The organism is Saccharospirillum alexandrii (assembly GCF_004000275.1).
Classification (GTDB): domain Bacteria; phylum Pseudomonadota; class Gammaproteobacteria; order Pseudomonadales; family Natronospirillaceae; genus Saccharospirillum; species Saccharospirillum alexandrii.
The window spans coordinates 54,855-73,159 of record NZ_RCIP01000007.1 but is presented as its reverse complement, the minus strand read 5'-3'; the positions used below and the strand labels follow the sequence as shown (position 1 = coordinate 73,159).

At 59.0% G+C, this 18,305-nt stretch carries 16 protein-coding genes; all 16 read left to right on the top strand.

Features of this window, described 5'->3' with window-relative positions:
- Window position 1 precedes the first annotated feature (1 nt).
- On the top strand, window positions 2-847 hold the full coding sequence (locus EP166_RS20465; RefSeq protein ID WP_127560616.1) for a carbohydrate ABC transporter permease: 846 nt from the start codon (window positions 2-4) through the stop codon (window positions 845-847).
- Window positions 848-924: 77 nt separating this feature from the next.
- On the top strand, window positions 925-2,166 hold the full coding sequence (locus EP166_RS20460; protein WP_127560614.1) for an FAD-dependent monooxygenase: 1,242 nt from the start codon (window positions 925-927) through the stop codon (window positions 2,164-2,166).
- Window positions 2,166-3,380 (top strand): UbiH/UbiF/VisC/COQ6 family ubiquinone biosynthesis hydroxylase, encoded by a 1,215-nt coding sequence (locus tag EP166_RS20455; RefSeq protein WP_127560612.1) that lies wholly within the window; start codon window positions 2,166-2,168, stop codon window positions 3,378-3,380. Before EP166_RS20460 ends, EP166_RS20455 begins: the two co-directional genes overlap by 1 nt.
- Before the next feature lie 27 nt (window positions 3,381-3,407).
- A complete protein-coding gene (locus EP166_RS20450) occupies window positions 3,408-3,872 on the top strand; it encodes a tRNA (cytidine(34)-2'-O)-methyltransferase (RefSeq protein WP_127560610.1) in 465 nt (154 codons plus the stop codon).
- Window positions 3,873-4,240: 368 nt separating this feature from the next.
- Window positions 4,241-5,185: a type IV pilus biogenesis protein PilM gene (locus tag EP166_RS20445; RefSeq protein ID WP_127560608.1), complete on the top strand. Its 945-nt coding sequence runs from the start codon at window positions 4,241-4,243 to the stop codon at window positions 5,183-5,185.
- Window positions 5,182-5,811, top strand: coding sequence for a hypothetical protein (locus EP166_RS20440; RefSeq protein WP_127560606.1), 630 nt, complete (start codon window positions 5,182-5,184; stop codon window positions 5,809-5,811). The genes EP166_RS20445 and EP166_RS20440 overlap by 4 nt, the downstream gene beginning before the upstream one ends.
- Complete coding sequence (locus EP166_RS20435; RefSeq protein WP_127560604.1) at window positions 5,808-6,449, top strand: hypothetical protein; 642 nt, start codon at window positions 5,808-5,810, stop codon at window positions 6,447-6,449. The genes EP166_RS20440 and EP166_RS20435 overlap by 4 nt, the downstream gene beginning before the upstream one ends.
- Window positions 6,442-6,795 (top strand): hypothetical protein, encoded by a 354-nt coding sequence (locus EP166_RS20430; RefSeq protein WP_127560602.1) that lies wholly within the window; start codon window positions 6,442-6,444, stop codon window positions 6,793-6,795. Before EP166_RS20435 ends, EP166_RS20430 begins: the two co-directional genes overlap by 8 nt.
- Before the next feature lie 4 nt (window positions 6,796-6,799).
- Window positions 6,800-8,404 (top strand): pilus (MSHA type) biogenesis protein MshL, encoded by a 1,605-nt coding sequence (gene mshL, locus EP166_RS20425; protein ID WP_164744040.1) that lies wholly within the window; start codon window positions 6,800-6,802, stop codon window positions 8,402-8,404.
- A gap of 15 nt (window positions 8,405-8,419) precedes the next feature.
- Window positions 8,420-9,334: an ExeA family protein gene (locus EP166_RS20420; RefSeq protein ID WP_127560599.1), complete on the top strand. Its 915-nt coding sequence runs from the start codon at window positions 8,420-8,422 to the stop codon at window positions 9,332-9,334.
- Complete coding sequence (locus EP166_RS20415) at window positions 9,331-10,446, top strand: tetratricopeptide repeat protein (protein WP_127560597.1); 1,116 nt, start codon at window positions 9,331-9,333, stop codon at window positions 10,444-10,446. Before EP166_RS20420 ends, EP166_RS20415 begins: the two co-directional genes overlap by 4 nt.
- A gap of 6 nt (window positions 10,447-10,452) precedes the next feature.
- On the top strand, window positions 10,453-11,286 hold the full coding sequence (locus EP166_RS20410) for a tetratricopeptide repeat protein (RefSeq protein WP_127560595.1): 834 nt from the start codon (window positions 10,453-10,455) through the stop codon (window positions 11,284-11,286).
- Complete coding sequence (locus tag EP166_RS20405; protein ID WP_127560593.1) at window positions 11,287-13,038, top strand: GspE/PulE family protein; 1,752 nt, start codon at window positions 11,287-11,289, stop codon at window positions 13,036-13,038. It abuts the gene before it with no gap.
- A complete protein-coding gene (locus tag EP166_RS20400; protein WP_127560591.1) occupies window positions 13,031-14,266 on the top strand; it encodes a type II secretion system F family protein in 1,236 nt (411 codons plus the stop codon). The genes EP166_RS20405 and EP166_RS20400 overlap by 8 nt, the downstream gene beginning before the upstream one ends.
- 99 nt (window positions 14,267-14,365) lie before the next feature.
- The gene (locus EP166_RS20395) at window positions 14,366-15,394 is read left to right on the top strand and encodes a tripartite tricarboxylate transporter substrate binding protein (protein WP_127560589.1); all 1,029 of its coding nucleotides are present in this window, start codon (window positions 14,366-14,368) and stop codon (window positions 15,392-15,394) included.
- 89 nt (window positions 15,395-15,483) lie between these two features.
- Window positions 15,484-18,180, top strand: coding sequence for an EAL domain-containing protein (locus tag EP166_RS20390; protein WP_164744039.1), 2,697 nt, complete (start codon window positions 15,484-15,486; stop codon window positions 18,178-18,180).
- The last annotated feature ends 125 nt before the right edge of the window (window positions 18,181-18,305 follow it).

Genomic DNA, 18,305 nt, shown 5'->3' with positions numbered 1-18,305 from the left:
CATGACACCCTCATTTCAGTATCAGCAAAAGGCCCGGATGGGCCTGGTTCATCTCGCTCTGCTGGGCTACACGCTGATTGCGCTGTTCCCCATTGTGCTGGTCATCATCAATTCCTTTAAATCACGGTCTGCGATTTTCAACGACCCGCTCTCGCTGCCAGATACCGGCAGTTTTACCCTGGTCGGCTACGCCAAGGTTTTGCAGGAGTCCGACATCCTGCTCTACTTTGGCAACAGTTTGCTGGTGACGGTCATTCCGCTGTTTCTGGTACTGCTGTTCGGTTCAATGGCCGCCTGGGCCCTGAGTGAATACCGGTTTCGGGGCAACCGGCTGCTGGCGCTGTTTCTGGCCATGGGCATCATGGTGCCTATTCGGCTCGGGACGGTCAGCATTCTGGAGACCATGGTGAGCCTGAACCTGGTGAACACCCACCTGGCGCTGATTTTGGTCTATACCGCCATGGGCTTACCCCTGGCGATTTTTATTCTGACCGAGTTTATCGGCCAGGTGCCTAACGAACTGAAAGAGGCCGCGCGGTGCGACGGCATTACCGAGATTCGCCTGTTTTTCCAGATCATTTTGCCGCTGGTAAGACCCGCCGTGGCCACGGTGGCGGTTTTCACCATGGTACCGATGTGGAATGACCTCTGGTTCCCGCTGATTCTGGCACCGGGTGATGCCACCAAAACGATTCAACTGGGCGTGCAGCAGTTCATTGGCCAGTATGCAACCGACTGGAATTCAGTGCTCGCGGCGCTGTCGCTGGCGGTGCTGCCGATTCTCGTGCTCTATGTCTTCTTCTCGCAGCAGTTGATCAGCGGGCTGACATCGGGGGCCGTCAAGTAGATTCCCGCACGGTGACCGATGACCGGCCCGGTCACCCCTGTTATTATCAGCGGCCTCTGTTGTAAGGCCGCTTCGCTATGAAACCCTTTGATATCGCAATCGTCGGTGGTGGCCTGGTTGGTCTGACCCTGGTGCGTGCGTTGCAACCGGCACTCGATGCCGGCGCCCGCCTGGTGGTGGTCGACCCGGCGCCTACCCCGACCGACCAGGCACCGCACTCCCCCAGCTTCGACGACCGCGCCACCGCACTGGCCGCCTATTCCTGCCTGGCCTTGCGTCGGCTGGGCCTGGGTGAGCCACTTGACCGTTACGCCAGCGCCATTCGCTGGATTGAAGTCAGCGACAAAGGCCATGCCGGGTATCAGGTAATGGACGCTGCCGATCACCCCGAAGGCGCGTTCGGCCAGGTGATTGGCAATGCTGCCCTTGGGCAAATACTCTGGCAGGGGGTTCAGTCCATACCCGGTGTCGACTGGCGTTTTGGCACCCGGGTGCAGAACCTGGTACCCGGGCAGTCCGACAGCAGCCTGCATCTCGACAACGGAGACAGCCTGACAGCCCGGCTGGTTATCCTGTGCGATGGCGGACGCTCACCGCTGACCGGGCAACTGGGCATTGGGCACGAGGTACGCGACTATCAGGCGCGCGCCGTGATTGCCACCGCCCGCACCGAGCAGCCTCATGCGGGCCGGGCCTTCGAGCGCTTCACCGACACCGGTCCGATTGCGATGCTGCCCTTCGGCGATTACTCGGCCCTGGTCTGGACCGTACCTTCACGGCTGGAAAAGCGGTTTCAGGCACTGACTGAGCGTGAAAGACTGGCGCTGCTCAACCAGCGCTTCGGGCAACGACTCGGGCGCATCACCGAACTCGGCCCGCTGACCGGCTACCCGCTGCAACGACGCACCGCCACCGAGCTGGTTCGACACCGGTTGCTGGTGCTGGGTAATGCCGCCGCAACGCTGCATCCGGTTGCGGGGCAAGGCTTCAACCTTGCCTTGCGCAGCGTCATGCGCACAGCCACGTTGCTCAACCGGCAACTGATACAGGGTGAAGACGCCGGGGCCATCGTGCCGCTGCGCACTCTGGCAGCCTCGATTCAGGCCGATCAGGCCATCACCGCCGGTTTTTCCGATACTCTGGTTCGCAGCTTCGGGTCAGAGCGGCCCTGGTTGCAGCTCGGTCGCACAGTTGGCCTGAACACGCTGGACCGTCACCCACAGCTTGGGCGCGGTTTCGCGCTCGCCAGCATGGGTTTGTTGCAAGGCGCCCCCCTGCCCCGTCATGACTTGAACCTGTCGACAGAAGGACTGACCTGATGATGACCCAAACTTCGCACGACCTGTTGATTGTCGGTGGCGGCATGGTCGGCCTGGCACTGGCGATTGACTGCGCCCGCCGGGGGCTGAGCGTTATCGTAGTAGAGCAGGACTTGCCAGAACCCGAAACGGCGGTCGCGGGGGTTTATTCACCCCGGGTCAGCGCCATCAGCCGGCAAAGCCAGGACTGGCTGACCAGCCTGGGTGTCTGGCAGCACCTACCGGCTGGCCGCGCCTGCGCGTACCAGGAAATGAAGGTCTGGGATGGCCAGGGGCAGGGCCGCATTGGCTTCCATGCCGACGAGGTTCAGGCCGATGACCTGGGTCACATCGTTGAAAACCGGTGGCTGGTCAGTGCCCTGTGGCACCAGGCAGAGCATACCCCGGGCCTGACGCTCGTCGCGGGCCGGACAGTGCAACACTGGGATCAACAGACGCACCAGGTTCTGGCGACGCTGAGCGATGACAGTACCGTCACAGCCTCGGTACTCGCGGCCTGTGACGGTCGCTTCTCGAAGATCCGGCGCGACGCCGGCATGGCGACCCGGGAATGGGACTACCAGCAACAGGCCATCGTCACCACAGTGCGCCACCAGCAGCCGCATCGCGGCGTGGCCCACCAGGTGTTTCTGGACACCGGGCCACTGGCGTTCTTGCCGTTGCAGGATGAAACCGGCGACCAGCAGGCCAGTTCGATTGTCTGGTCGGTCGACAACGATGCCGTTCACGCGTTGCTCGACCTGCCCCAGGCTGACTTTCTCATGGCCCTGAACCGGGCCTTCGAACATACCCTGGGCGACCTGACCAACTGCGATCCGCGTTTCAGTTTTCCACTGCAACAGATGCACAGCAAAACGTACATTGCCCCTCGGCTGGTGCTGGTGGGTGATGCGGCTCATGCGCTGCACCCGCTGGCAGGCCAGGGCGTCAACCTGGGTTTTCAGGATGCCGCGACACTGGCCACTGAATGGCAGCGGGCACATCGGCGCGGCGAAGACCCGGGAAGTGAGCGCACACTGCGTCGCTATCAGCGCCAGCGCCAGGGTCACAACCTGGCCGCTATGGCGGCGATGGAAGGGTTCAAGCGACTGTTCGGCAGCGCCCATCCACTGGCCGTATTGAGCCGTAACTGGGGTATGAGCCAGTTAGACCGGCTCCCCCTGGCAAAACGACCGCTGATCAGTACCGCTTTGGGTCGAGCAAAACCAGAGTAGTTCTCTCCCAACCTAACAGGATGCACCGTGTTTCACATCGCCCTGCACGAACCCCAGATCGCCCCCAACACCGGCAACATCATGCGCCTGGTGGCCAACAACGGCTGCCAGTTGCATTTAATTGAACCCCTGGGGTTTGACTTCGAGGAGAAGAAGCTGCGTCGGGCCGGGCTCGATTATCAGGATCTGGCGCGCATGTCCCGCCACCCCGATTACGCCGCCTTTATTGAAGCCATGGGTGAGCGACGCGTCTTCGCCTTTACCACCAAGGGCCATCGCAACTACGCCGATGTCCGCTTTGAACCAGGCGACGTATTGCTGTTTGGTTCCGAGACGGCCGGGCTGCCCACCAATATCCGCGAGGCGCTGCCTGCCGAACACTGCCTGCGCATTCCCATGCTGCCCAACAACCGGAGCATGAACCTCTCCAACGCCGTGGCGCTGGTCAGTTATGAAGCCTGGCGTCAGCAGGGGTTTGCGGGGGGTCAATGACCTGCTGCCCGCCGCAGCGACCCGCGCAGCAAATAATTGACACTTTACGTCACCTACCGAACTTTCACCCGCCGCGAAATTGACGACAGCCCCCATTCATTGAACGGACTGTCGTTACATTTGACTTCTGTTCCCCTAGAATGTGACGCAATTATCAAATTCATGCCATGACCAACAAACAACAGCCTGTATCATCTTGCCAGGCGGCCACGGTGATGGTTAGCAATCTCAGAGGCCAGAGTGCTCTGTTCAGAGGCAAAGACCTCAGCAAACGACGCTGAATACCAACAACAACATGCTCAATATGACAGAACAATGCGCACGGTTATTGCTAGACTCAAACAGCGAACGAGCGGAGATGCCAACTTTTGGGTGACATAAAACGGCGAAAAAGGCCTGCGCGCCAGCAAACCTGGGTTTACCTTTCCGAGACAGGCATCGGCCTGCTGGTCCTTGAGCGCTCCCGCCAGGGGATTTCTCAGGTTAGGACCAGCCTGTGGCGATCGGAAGACACCCCTTTGTTGCAAGCCGAACAGTTGGCGGACTGGGTAGCGAAACACAGCCGCGGCCAGCTAAACCTTCTGCTCAGCGACCCGGCCTACCAGATGTTGCTGGTCGATGTGCCGGACGTGCCCGCCGCCGAGATGGACGCTGCACTGCGTTTTAAAACCGCCGAACTGATCAGTTACGATCTCGACGACGCCAGTATCGACGTTATTCTGCTGCCCACAGAAGCCTATCGTGGCCGCCTGCGCATGGCGTTTGTCATCGCTGCTGAAAAGAAACCTCTGGCCGACTGGGCCATGGCCATGGCCCGGCGTGGCCTGCGCATTGAATGCATCGACATCGATCAGCTCGCCTTGCGCAATACCGCGATTCGAACGCTGGAGCGGAACCAGAGCGGCCTGTTGTTTATGGAAGCAGACCGCTGCCGTCTCATTTTGCTGTTCAACCAGGAAATTGTGCTCAGTCGCCAGTTCGAAATCGGCTATTCCGATCTGGGCCTGGCCGCCGACGGTGAACAAGGGCTGGAACTGGAAGGCAACAGCGACATACAACTCGACTCCTTGTCGCTCGAAATTCGACGCTCCTTTGATTACTACGAGGCGCAACTGGGCCTGGGTGCCATCAGCGATGTGGCTTTACTGGGCTGGCCTGGCGACCCGGCCATTGGCGAGTCGCTGGGCACCAAACTCGATACCCGCTTCACGTTATTGCATCCGGAAGATTTCATCATGACACCCACCGACAGCGACTGGCCGGTTGAGTTGACACCGGCGCTGGGTGCCGCCTTTCGGGAGACCGCCGCATGACTCGCCATATCAACCTGATGCAGGCAGACATGCTGCCTGGCCACGGCCGCCTGCAATTGCCCGCTTTTGCAGCGGTGCTAATGCTGGCGCTAGTGGGTTCAGCCGGCTGGATCGCACTCAATTGGCAGCAGCAAAACAGCTTGAGATCAGAACTGGCCGACTGGCAGCAAAGAGCCGCGCGCAGTGAGCAGGCTTTGCAGCAGGCGCGATCGGTAAATCCACAACTGGACTCCGAAGCGGCCCTGATTCAGGAGAACGCTGAACTCACCCGGGAGAAAAACGCGCGCGAAACCGCCTACAGCGGCCTGGCGACCCAGTTGGGCGCATCGGCACGCGGCTTTTCGACCCCGCTGACGCAGTTGTCGGCTATCGATTTTGACGGCCTCTGGCTCAGTCGCATCGAACTTCGCAACAGCCAGCAAAGCCTCGGATTGGCCGGCTATGCCCGTCAGCCGGGCCTGGTGCCCCGTTATCTCAGCCAGCTTGAAGGCTCGGTGTTTCGCGGCATCAGTATTCAGAACCTGAACATCGAACAAACCCCGGATGACGACACCCTGTGGCGCTTCTCCCTGGCCGATTCGGCCAGTGTTGACGCCGCCTTGAACAATGGGGAGCCAGGCCGATGAACGCCACCCTGTTTCAATTGCGCCTGCTCATCGACCGGTTGTCGATTCGGGAGCGGGCCATTTTGCTGGTGAGCATGGTGATGCTGCTGGCTGGCATCAGCTACGGCGTACTGTGGTATCTGGGCTGGACAGACCAGAGCGCCGTGCGCAACCAGATCACCCAGCTGCAGGTTCAGAGCACCGACAACCAGAACGCCCTGTTGGCGCTGGAGCAGGCCCGCAACAACCCGCAACTGCAGACCCTGAGCAGCCAGAATGAACGGCTGCGCCGGGAGGTTCAGCAACTCAACGATCGCATCACCGGCATCACCGAGGCGTTGATTCCACCGAACACCATGGCCACCCTGTTGCGCGAACTGCTGGGCAGCAGCGATCTGACGTTGGTTCGTTTTGGTGCCTTGCCCGCCCAGCCTCTGGCCGAGGACGACAGCGGCGAGGCCCAGTTGTTCAGACACCAGCTCGACATTGAGCTGACCGGCGACTTTGATGCCCTGACCGGTTACCTGACCACCATCGAAGCCCTACCCTGGCGGCTGTTCTGGGATGAACTCAGTGTCGAAACCGAACAGTATCCGCAACTGCGAATTCGGCTGAAAGTTCATACGCTGAGTGATCAGGAGGCCTGGTTAAATGTCTAGTCTATTCAGGGGTTTCATAACGCTCTGCCTCACCTTGCTGCTCACCGCCACCAGCACCCAGGCCGACCCAATGCGCCCGGACACCGCCCGGCCCGAGCCACAGTCAGCACCGGCCCCCCGGCCCGAGCCCGAGCCGACTTTCAGACTGAGCTCAATCTACCGGCTGGATCAGCAGGCCTACGCCGTCATCAATGGCCAGTGGCTTACCGTTAACGACACCCTTAACCAATACCAACTGATGGCCATCAGCAGCGACCGGGTCCTGTTGCAACGCGGCAACCGTACCCGAACCCTGACATTACCGCAGGCCGGCACCCTGGCCATCACCCCGACCGATGAGGAATAACCCAGTGCCCTACCCGCTTCCTAACTGGATTGCCAAACACCCGGTAAGCGCCGCTGCCTACAGCGCACGCGTCACTGCGCTGGTCGTCGCTCTGGGCCTGGCCGGCTGTGCTTCGATGTCAGAGCCCCGGGAACCGACCAGGGCACCGGAACTCGACAACCGGTCTGTACTGGAACAGGAACTCAGTGAGGCTTCCGAGCCTGCACCGGAACGCAGCCCGGTAACGGCACCGCCGGAACTGAGCAGCGACCTGCTCGACTTCAGTCAGGCGCCCCGTACCCGACAGCGGTTTGATGTTCAGGCGACCGATGTACCGCTAACCCGCTTCTTTTCCGATCTCGGTACCACCCAGGGCGTGAACATTCTGGTCGACCCGGGCATTACCGGCACGCTGACACTGAACATGACCTCCGTTACCCTCGATCAAGTGATGTCAGCCGTACGCGACATCTATGGATACGACTATCAGCGCACCGACTACGGTTTCCGCGTGCTGCCCAACCAGATTGCCACTCGCATCTACCGTCTCAACTACCTGAACGTCGCCCGTTCAGGCCGTTCCGACACCACGGTCAGCGGTGGGCAAATCAGCCAGCAGGACAGCACCAACAACCAAAGCAGCAGCGTCGCAACCGAAACCAGTGCGGATTTCTGGCAAGGCATGGAAACGACCATTATGGGGCTGCTGGATCAGACGGAAGATCGTCAGGTCGTGGTCAATGCCCAGTCCGGGCTGTTGGTGGTTCGTGCCACGCCACGTGAGCACGAGGTCGTTGCCGGCTTCCTGGATGATGCGCAACTGAGCCTGCAACGCCAGGTGGTGATTGAAGCCAAGGTGGTTGAGGTAACGCTTAACAACGAATTTCGCTCCGGCATTAACTGGAACACCTTTGCCAACGACCTGATCGCCGTGGGTACCGACTCCAGCGCCGGGCTCAGTGCCAACCCACTCAGCGGCATCGGCGACATCGGTGGTGTGTTCAGTCTGAGCGTGGGCGACGGCAACTTTAATTCCATGTTGCAACTGCTGCAAAACCAGGGCGATGTTCAGGTACTGTCCAGCCCCCGGGTCTCAACCGTGAACAACCAGAAAGCGGTCATTAAAGTCGGCACCGACGAGTACTTTGTTACCGAGGTCAGCTCACGCGACAATGACGACGACGATACCAGTTCCAGCTCTCCTGAATTCACCCTGTCGCCGTTCTTCTCTGGCATAGCGCTGGATGTCACCCCACAAATCAGTGCGGAAAACAACGTCATTCTGCACGTGCGGCCCTCGGTTACCGAGGTGGTTGAGCGCACCAAAGTTATTACCGTAGGCGGAACCGAGTTCGATTTGCCACTGGCGTTTTCCAGCATTCGCGAAACCGACAGCATCATCCGCGCCTCCAGCGGTCAGATTGTTGTCATCGGCGGTCTGCTGTCACAGCGTCAAGGGGCGTCCGCTACCGGATTGCCAGGCCTGTCGCAACTGCCCGGCCTGCGTTTTCTATTCGGTCAGAACCGCGAATCCCAGGAAAAGAGCGAACTGGTTATCCTGCTGAAACCGGTGGTCTACGATGAAGAAACCACCCGTAATGATCTCGACCGCGTCCTGAACCGGATGTAAAGGCAGCCAACGGCCATGTACGAAGCCCACTTTGGACTCAAGCAGCCGCCGTTCAGCCTGTCTCCTGATACGGCCCTGTTTGTGCGCCTGGACGATCATGAGGCGTGCTACCAACTGCTGACACACGTGCTCGACACCGGCGAAGGGTTTCTGAAAGTCATCGGCGACGTGGGCACCGGGAAAACCATTCTGTGCCGGCGGCTGTTGCGTTTCCTCAGTGACGACGAGGCCGCGCGCGAGCGTTTTCACAGCGTCTACATCCCCAACCCCATGCTCTCCCCCGTGGGGCTGTACCGCGCTGTTGGCCAGGAACTGGGGCTGGAGACGCCGCTGCAAGCCGACAACGCCGCCCTGCTGGAACACATTAACCAGAAAATCCTGGACCTGGCGCAGCAGCAACGCGGCGTGGTCATCGTAGTCGACGAAGCTCAATCTCTCCCCCCGGCTACGCTCGAAGCCCTGCGTCTGATTACCAACCTCGAAACCGAGCGGCAGAAACTGGTGCAGGTGATCCTGTTCGGCCAGCCCGAACTGGATGAATTGCTCGATCAGAACCGGTTCCGTCAGTTGCGTCAACGCATTACTTTCGCTCACTATCTGAAACCCCTGTCGCGCACCGCCATTCGCCAGTACCTTGACTTCCGACTGACCCAGAGTGGCTACAACGGGCCGACGCTGGTCACCGACCGGGCCATCAAACGCCTGCACCAGCTCTCGGGCGGGATTCCACGCATGATCAATGTACTGACGCACAAGGCCTTGTTATCGGCCTATGCCGACCAGCGACGTCAGGTGAACCCGGCTGACTTTGACCGGGCCTGGCGCGATAGCAAACCAGAAACGCCCCGGCTAACAGCCCGGGTAGCACCACTGGCCACCATGGCCGCCGTGCTTCTGCTCGCTGCTGTCTCAGTCTGGAGCCTGCTATGAGCCTGATGCACCAGGCGCTCGACCAATCGGCTGCACCGGGCCAGAGCCGACGCAGCGGTTACAACCCGTTGCAGCGAAGCACGAAACGCGCTGGTGTGTTCTGGTGGATCATCACGCTCGTTGCGCTGCTGATGGCACTGGTCGTGCTTGCCTGGCCACATTGGCGTTCGACACCCGGGTTATTGCCACCAGCCCCGGCCCAGGCAGCCCCCTCCGAGGAGAGCCTGGCAGCGCCGGCTAATACACCCATGCTGGCTGCGGCTGAGCCTGCGCCTGAGCCGGTGCAAACCACGACAATGGCCTCGCCAGCAGCGTCCAACCAACAATCGGCTGACCAGACGCCAGAGCCGCAGCCAGCACCGGAACCTGCGGAAGCCGACAGTGCGCCCGCCCCAGCCACAACAAACGCCGATAGCCCACGGGTCACCCCTGCGGTGCCTGCCACCGTAGAGGAACCCGAGGCAACGGTCAGCCAGCCAACGCCCGGGCCGATGGCCGTCGACCCGCCGGCTGCGCGTCCCCCGTCTCCCGCTCCAACACCGGCCAAAACTGAAGCTTTACCTGAACCAGCCGATACCCCGACTGACCCCGCAGGTACTGCCAGGGCCAGACCGGGAGCGACGACCGCGCAGTCGGCCAGCAGCGTGGCCACAGCGGTCCCCCAGCACGCCAGCGCACGCCAGGCTGTGCAAACGGCTATTGGGCAGGGGAATCTGGAGCAGGCTCAACAACGGCTGCGTGCCTGGATCAACCGCGAGCCGCAATTGGAAGAACCACGCATCTGGCTGGCCAAACTGTATTTGAACCAGGGGGGTGCGGAACAGGCCGAAGCTTTGCTGATCGGCTTGCAGAGCAACGAGGCCCTCGGCCTGCGTGGCCTCATTCTGGAGCAAAGCGGGCGCTATGCGGACGCGGCGCGGGTATTCGAAGCCCTGACACGGGAAGAAGCCAGCAACCCACAGTGGTGGCTGCACTGGGCCATCAACCTGGAAAACAGCGGCAGGCTGGCGGAAGCCCGGCTTCTGTACCAAACTTATCTGGAGCAGTTTTCCGCACATAACGCACGGCTCACGGCTTTTGCGACAGAGCGTTATCGGGCGCTGGCGGGGTAACACAACATGAACCGGTTGTATGAACTGTTAAAAGACCATTCAAATCTGAATCCCGAGGCTCTGGAGCAACACTACCTCGCCCTGGACAAAGAAGACGATGAACGGGAACTGGGCAGAAGGCTCATTCTGGCCGGGCTGATCAAACTTTCCGGCATTATGGAAATTGCTCTGCAGTACGACCTTTTTCCTAAAGCCGATTCAGTGCTGCGCCGCCTGGCCGAAGCACGCCGGCGCCACAAGGTTATCAAACCCAAGGCCCACTCTACCCGCTATCGGATCAGCGAAGACGATGTGCCGGTCGACCAGATCGAGCTGATCGACATTGGCGTCAACCTGCCCATACCAACGCCCAACCTGAAGTCGTTTCGCGATACCAGTACCGATGAAAAACAGGTAACCGACATGGCCTATGAACTGGCCCGGATGAACCAGGTTCAGGAAGCCGAAATGTTCATGATTGATGCACAGGAGGAATTTCCGAAATCCATGCGCATCTTCGTTTTGCTGGCCTGGCACTATTGCCGATGCCAGCATTTTAAAGACGCCATTCAGTGCTGTCAGGCCGGTCTCAAGCTTAACCCGACGGTGTTTCCGCTGGTGGAATACATGGCCATCGCCGAACAGGCACTGGGTAAACACTTGCTGGCCATCAATCATTTTCAGAAACTCGCCTGTCTGCCCCGGGTGAAACCCATTTGGCACATGCAACTGGCCTTGTCGCTGGAGCGGGCCCGGCTGAGCATGGACGCCAAACAGAACTATCAGACGTTTCTCGCACTGAACACCGATCCCGAATTGCAGCAATTCGCTCAACAACGCTCATCGATACTGGCTGGATAAATGACTGAATCCCGAACCCTGGACACCACACCACAAAGCCGCAAGAAAATTCGACTCGGTGACCTGCTGGTCGAGGCCGGACTGATCTCAGAGGGTCAGCTTGGTCTGGCGCTGCAGGAACAAAAGCACACGGGCAAGAAAATTGGCCGCGTGCTGGTCGACATGGGGCTGGTCCCGGAAAACAAACTGCTCACTACCTTGTCGAAGCACCTGGATATTCCCTTCATCGAAATGCGCCAGTTCCAGCTCAAGCAGGATGTGATGCAGCGGCTGGACGAGTCAGTGGCACGGCGCTTTCGTTGCCTGCTGCTCGCCGACAACGCCGACGGCTTGTTATTGGGTATGGCCGACCCGCTGGACCTGATGGCCATCGATGAAGTCGAAAAACGGCTGAAGAAGAACGTCAAACCCGCCATCGTGCGCGAAGCCGAGCTGCTGGCCACTCTGGATTCGGTGTATCGGCGTACCGGCGAAATCGAATCCATCGCAGTCGAACTGGAAGGTGAACTGCGCGAAAGTGATTTCGACCTGGCCAACCTGGCCGACGACAGCGACCTGCAAGACGCGCCGGTCGTACGATTGCTGCAAAGTTTGCTTGAAGACGCCGTCGCGGTTAACGCCTCCGACGTGCACATTGAACCCGATGAGTCGGTGTTTCGCATTCGCATGCGCGTCGATGGTGTGCTGCAGGAACAGGTTATCAAGGAAAAGCGGGTTGCCTCGGCACTGGTGATGCGGCTTAAAATCATGTCAAACCTCGACATTTCCGAGCGACGCATGCCACAGGACGGTCGCTTCAACATTCGCGTTAACAGCAAATCAATCGACGTGCGCCTGTCCACCATGCCGGTGCAGTATGGCGAGTCGGTGGTGATGCGTTTACTCGACCAGTCGTCCGGTCTGCAATCGCTCGAAGCGCTGGGCATGCCCGAAGCCATTCGCCGGCGATTCGAACTGATGGTCGAACGGCCCCACGGTTTGATTCTGGTCACCGGCCCAACCGGCAGCGGTAAAACCACCACGCTGTATTCCGCGCTGAATTTGCTGAACCAGCCCAACCGGAAGATCATCACCGCCGAAGACCCGATCGAATACCGCATGTCGCGCATTAACCAGGTGCAGGTAAACCCGCGCATCAACCTCGATTTTGCCAGCATTCTACGGTCGGCCCTGCGCCAGGACCCGGATGTCATCCTGGTCGGCGAAATGCGCGACCAGGAAACGGTCTCTATCGGCGTCAGAGCGGCCCTGACCGGCCACCTGGTGATGAGCACCCTGCACACCAACGATGCCGTCTCCAGCGCCATGCGCCTGGCCGATATGGGCGTTGAATCCTATCTGGTGGCATCGGCCCTGCGCGGCATCATGGCGCAGCGGTTGCTGCGCAAGGTCTGTGAAGAATGTCGCCAGCCCTACCAGCCGGAAGTCCGCGAGCAACTCTGGCTCAACAATCTGGCGGATGGCCGTTTCTCGCAACAGACCTTCTACCGGGGAACCGGCTGTTATCACTGCAACAATACGGGTTACCGGGGGCGAGTCGGTGTTTACGAGTGGCTGGAGCTGGACGAGGCCATGCTGATTGCACTGCGCGATCAGGATCACAATGCCTTTGTCGCCGCGGCACGCGCCAACGCTCAGTTCAAACCCATGGAGGAATGGGCGCTTGAGTACGCGGTAGAAGGCATCACAGATCTGTCTGAAGTGTTCAAGATCACCATCGATCTGAATGATCTGGTGGCCGACCATGGCTGAGTATTTTTACCAGGGCCGCAACGCGGAGGGGCGTCAGGTGGAGGGGCAATTGGAGGCTGCGTCACAAAGCGCCCTGCTGCAATTGCTGAAACGCCAGAGCATCATCGCCACCCGCATCGAACCGGTGGCAAAACCCTCGTCCCGAAACATTGATGTGTCGGCCCTCCTCGGTCGCTATACCCAGCGCAAGGCCAAAGTCAGCATCGACGAACTGATCATGTTTTGCCGTCAGATGTACGCACTGTCGCGTTCGGGGATTCCGCTGATGCGGGCCATCAACGGCCTCGCCGATGCCACCCGGTCACCACGCCTGGGCGACGTGCTCGGCGATGTGGCGCGCATTCTCACTCAGGGCTCTCCTCTGTCGACGGCGTTTCGTAGCCACCCGGACGTATTCAACGACCTGTTCATCGCGATGATTCGCATGGGCGAATCCACCGGCCGGCTCGATACCGCCTTTCAACAACTGGTCAGCCACCTGGAACTGGAAAAAGACACACGGAAACGCATCGCCTCGGCAACCCGGTACCCCATCATTGTCGTTGCCGCCATCTCCCTGGCGATGCTGGTCATCAACTTTATGGTGATTCCGGCCTTCGCTGGCGTGTTCGCCAAACTGGGCGCTGACCTGCCCCTGCCAACCCGCATCCTGATCACCAGCTCCGACATCATGATCAGCACCTGGCCCTACTTGCTGGGTCTGGTTGTACTCGGGGTATACGCCTTCAAACGCTGGAAAAAGACACCTCAGGGGGCGCTGGCATGGGACCGTCAGATACTGCGGTTTCCGCTGATGGGCGGTATTTATGAACGCATTGCACTGGGCCGGTTTGCCCGCCCCTTCGCCATGATGCTAGAGGCCGGGGTGCCGCTGCTGCAGGCACTGAGCGTGGCCAGCCGGACCGTCGGCAACAAGTACATTGGCAAGGGCATTGAAGGCATGATGTCGGGTATTGAACGGGGTGAATCATTGCAGTCTACGGCCTCGGCCAGCGGTTTGTTCAATCCGTTGATTCTGCAAATGATCGCCGTTGGCGAAGAAACCGGCAATGTCGGTGGTTTACTGGTCGACATCGCCGATTTTTACGACCAGGAAGTCGAATACGATCTGAAACGACTGGCCGAGGCGATTGAACCGATCTTGTTGCTGTTTATGGGCATAATGGTGCTGGTGCTGGCCCTGGGCGTGTTTTTGCCCATGTGGGATCTGGGTGCTGCTTTCGGCTAGCAGCCCCGTACCCGAGGCTAGACAAACACAGGGCTCACTCCTAAACTGACTGAGTCGGGATGTACCCGACACGACTCAGGGATAGACGGGGATTGATGTATGAGTGAGCTCGATTCTAATCACACCCGGGTATCTCCAGACAGACGCCGAACACTCTCCCATCTCTTCAACGATCTGATGCCAGCGGCCCAGAGCCTGATCATCAGCCTGCTGATCCTCTGCGTATTGCCGGGTGTCAGCGCAGGCGACTTCCCCAACCGCCCACTCACCATGGTCATTGGTTTCAACCAGGGCGGCAGCACCGACATTCAGGCACAGGCCCTGGCTGAGGTGCTGGAAGACGAGCTTGGACAACCGGTAGAGCGACTCTACCTGCCAGGTGCTGGCGGTGGTGTTGCAGCCGCCCTGGTGGCGAGCAGTACCGACCAGGGTTACCTGATGATGTTTGGCTCATCCCTACCCTATACCTTTACCCCTCTAGTAACCGACGCTTCCTTCGATCTGAACAGTTTTCGCTATGTGTCGGCACTGGCACTGGATCAGTCGGCGCTGGTCACCGGTGGTAACAAGCCATATCGCACCTGGGCAGAGTTACTTGACTACGCCCGCGGGAAAGACGAACTGACGGTCGCCTCCCAGACTTCACAGGATCGCTTTGTCATCAATATGATCTCCCGTCGAGAGGGCATCCCATTGCGTATCGTGCCCACCACGGGAGGGGCTGGTATGGCACCCATGGTACTGGCGGGCGACGTTGACTTTGCGTTCAGTGGCGGAACGCACACCCAGTACACCGAATCGGGTGAAATGGTCGTGTTGATGGGTCTCGTTAATGAACGACTGATTGGCTACCCCAACGCGCCCGCCATCGGCGAGCTCGGCTACGATGTGTCGATGCAGAACCCACGGGTGGTGGTGGTACCCGCCGATACGCCGGACGACCAGGTCAGTGTTCTGTCCGCCGCCCTGTCCAAAGCAACGCAAGACCCCCGGTTTATTCAAGCCACCGAACGGGTTCGCCTGCCCATCACCTTCTGGGATGAGCCCCGGTTGCAGTCCTACTTTGAACAGCAAGTTGACAACTATCGCTGGCTGATTCAGGAGTATGGTGAAGCCGATGAAAACTGAACATCCCAACTTACACGCCAACCGGGGTATGAATGCCAAAGCATTCGACGCTTAGCGCCAATGGCTCAGTGAAAAGGCGATTTCTTGAATTGAAATTCATTACCCGTATCGCCCTTGTCTTTGGCGCACTGGGGCTAATAACGCTCTTTTTTTCCATGCTGTACGCTGTCAAAACCGCACAAGACAGCCTCGACAGTGAAATTCAGAACGCCTTGCGCCAACACCACCGAACGGCCGCCAACCTCTATATCAACCGGCTCGACCTGCTGGATGCTTATTTGCAAAGCGCGGCAGCTAACCGGGTTTTCACCTCAATCGCCAGTGGCACAACCAGTCTCGACTCTGCAAACGACGATATCGCCTATATGTTTCAGGATTCTGCGCTGGGCAACAACATTGACGTCCTGTTCATCACCGACGCCTCCGGCCAGTTGCTGTTCGATGCCAGCCTGCCCCTGTACGACATCAACCCAATGCTGGGGCAATTGCGTTCGCCGGTGCACTATACCCATCGCTGGCTGATCGAGCATACCGAACCGCTGACGGTGATTCTAAAAGCAGCACCACTTTTTGACCCTGCTTCGCTCAGACTTCGCGGCTACCTTTATATTGGCCTGGCCATTGGCCAGAATCGCACGCTGTTGAATGATATTGCCAAACTGGCGGATGCGGATGTCATCAAAATCGGGCTGGGGAACCAGGAGCTGATTCGCCAAACCGAACTGGACTATAGCGGCGCCGCCTCCTATGCGCAGCCGTTCGGTGTCGTGGAGCAAAAAGACAACGTCTATCTGAAAACACGGCCATTGGACATTGCCAGCAACCGTGATGATGTCTGGATCGAGCTCGGCCTGTCGGCCGACCAGTTTCCGCCGGTGGCCAAAACCTATCAGAGAACTTTCTTTGCCCTGTCGGCCGGGTTCATTCTGCTCTTTGCGTTCGCCACCTGGCTGGTCCACCTGAACCACAATCGCAGCATCAGCAACCTGTTGCAGTACATTGCAAACACCCGGCAAGGTACCCGGGCGGCACCCTTTAAAACCGGCGGTATTTACGAGCACAATCAGGTCGGGCTTGCCATGCAGCGCATGGTGTACGAACTCAATATTGCCGCCAACGTGTTTGAATCGGCACAGGGCATGCTGGTCACCGATGGGGCGACCCGTGTTTTAAAGGTCAACGAAGCCTTCACCCGAATGACCGGTTACCGCCAGGAAGACATCGCCGGCTCACTCATGAGTCTGATCGAAACTGACCGGCATGACGAAGACATCAACCAAATCATAGAACAAAGCCTGGACAGCACCGGCAGTTGGCAGGGTGAAGCCTGGGGGCAACGCAAGAATGGGGAGTATTACCTGCAATGGATGCACATTACCGCCGTATTGTCGGATGACGGCGACACCGTGCAGAACTTTGTTGTGACCATCATCGACACCACGGAACGCAAAGCAGCCGAACAACGCATTGAGCAACTCGCCTTTTACGACCAGCTCACCGACCTGCCCAACCGACGCATGTTGATGGACCGCCTCACCAGGGCACTGGCAGCCGCGACCAGCAGCGAACAATATGGCGCATTGCTCTACATCGACCTGGATGATTTCAAAACCCTTAACGATACCCGGGGACACGATACCGGCGATCTGTTTCTGCAACAGGTTGCCGAACGACTTGTCGGCTGCATTCGCCATACCGATACGGTGGCACGAATTGGTGGTGACGAGTTCATCATTTTACTGGAAAGTCTCTCGGCGAATGTCAGCAAGGCCACCGATTTTGCCGGAACATTGGCCACCACTGTGCTGGAAGCCTTCCGGCAACCTTTTTTTATGCCCAATCTGGAGCACTTCAGCACCCTGAGCATCGGGATTACCCTGTTCAGTAACCACTCGCACAGTGTTGATGAATTGCTCAAACAAGCTGACTTGGCCATGTATCAGGCAAAAGACGCGGGCAAGAACACCGCCCGGTTTTTCACCCCCGACATGCAGGCCCGGGTGCTGGAGCACCTGGCAATGGCCAACGAAATTCGCACGGCCATTAAGGAGCAGCAATTCGAGGTTTTTTTGCAGCCCCAGGTCGATGTTGACCACACCATTGTTGGTGCCGAAAGCTTGTTGCGGTGGCATCACCCAAGCCGCGGTCTGTTGCCGCCGACCGAAGTGATACAGGTGGCAGAAGAAACCGGTCTGATTAATCCTCTGGGAAACTGGGTGCTCGAACGTTCCTGCGAAATACTGGCCGGCTGGGCAAAAGATCCGGTCCTGTCGCAGCTGACCCTGTCGGTCAATATCAGTGCACGGCAGTTGCATCAACCCGATTTCGTGGCAGAGGTAGTACGCATTGTTCAACACACGCGCGCACCCGCAGCGCGGCTGAAACTCGAGCTGACGGAAAGCATGTTGCTGGAAGATGTGCAGGACACCATAGCCAAGATGCACCGGTTGCGCTTGCAGGGCATCGGGTTTTCTCTCGATGATTTTGGCACCGGCTATTCGTCGCTGTCTTACCTGAAACAATTGCCTCTGGATCAATTAAAAATCGACCGCACCTTCGTCAACGACCTGACCACCAATCCGGACGACTCCGACATCGCCAGAACGATTATTTCGCTGGCCTCAAGTCTGTCGATCAACGCCATTGCCGAGGGTGTCGAGACCGCCGAGCAAGCGCGGTTACTGAAACAGTTTGGCTGTCAGGCCTATCAGGGCTACTACTTTGGCCACCCAGTGCCGCTGGTAAAGTTTGAACGCAGTGTAAAAGCCGCGTACCAGCCAGGTTAGTGCAACGTTCCCGGAGGCGAGGGACGCGCTTGTAACACGGCGGTAACCGACTTATTCTCTGGTTTTACTCAGGTTGGCGTTAGACCGACCCGTTATTAGTCACGTCAGGGATGATCCAGCTGGAT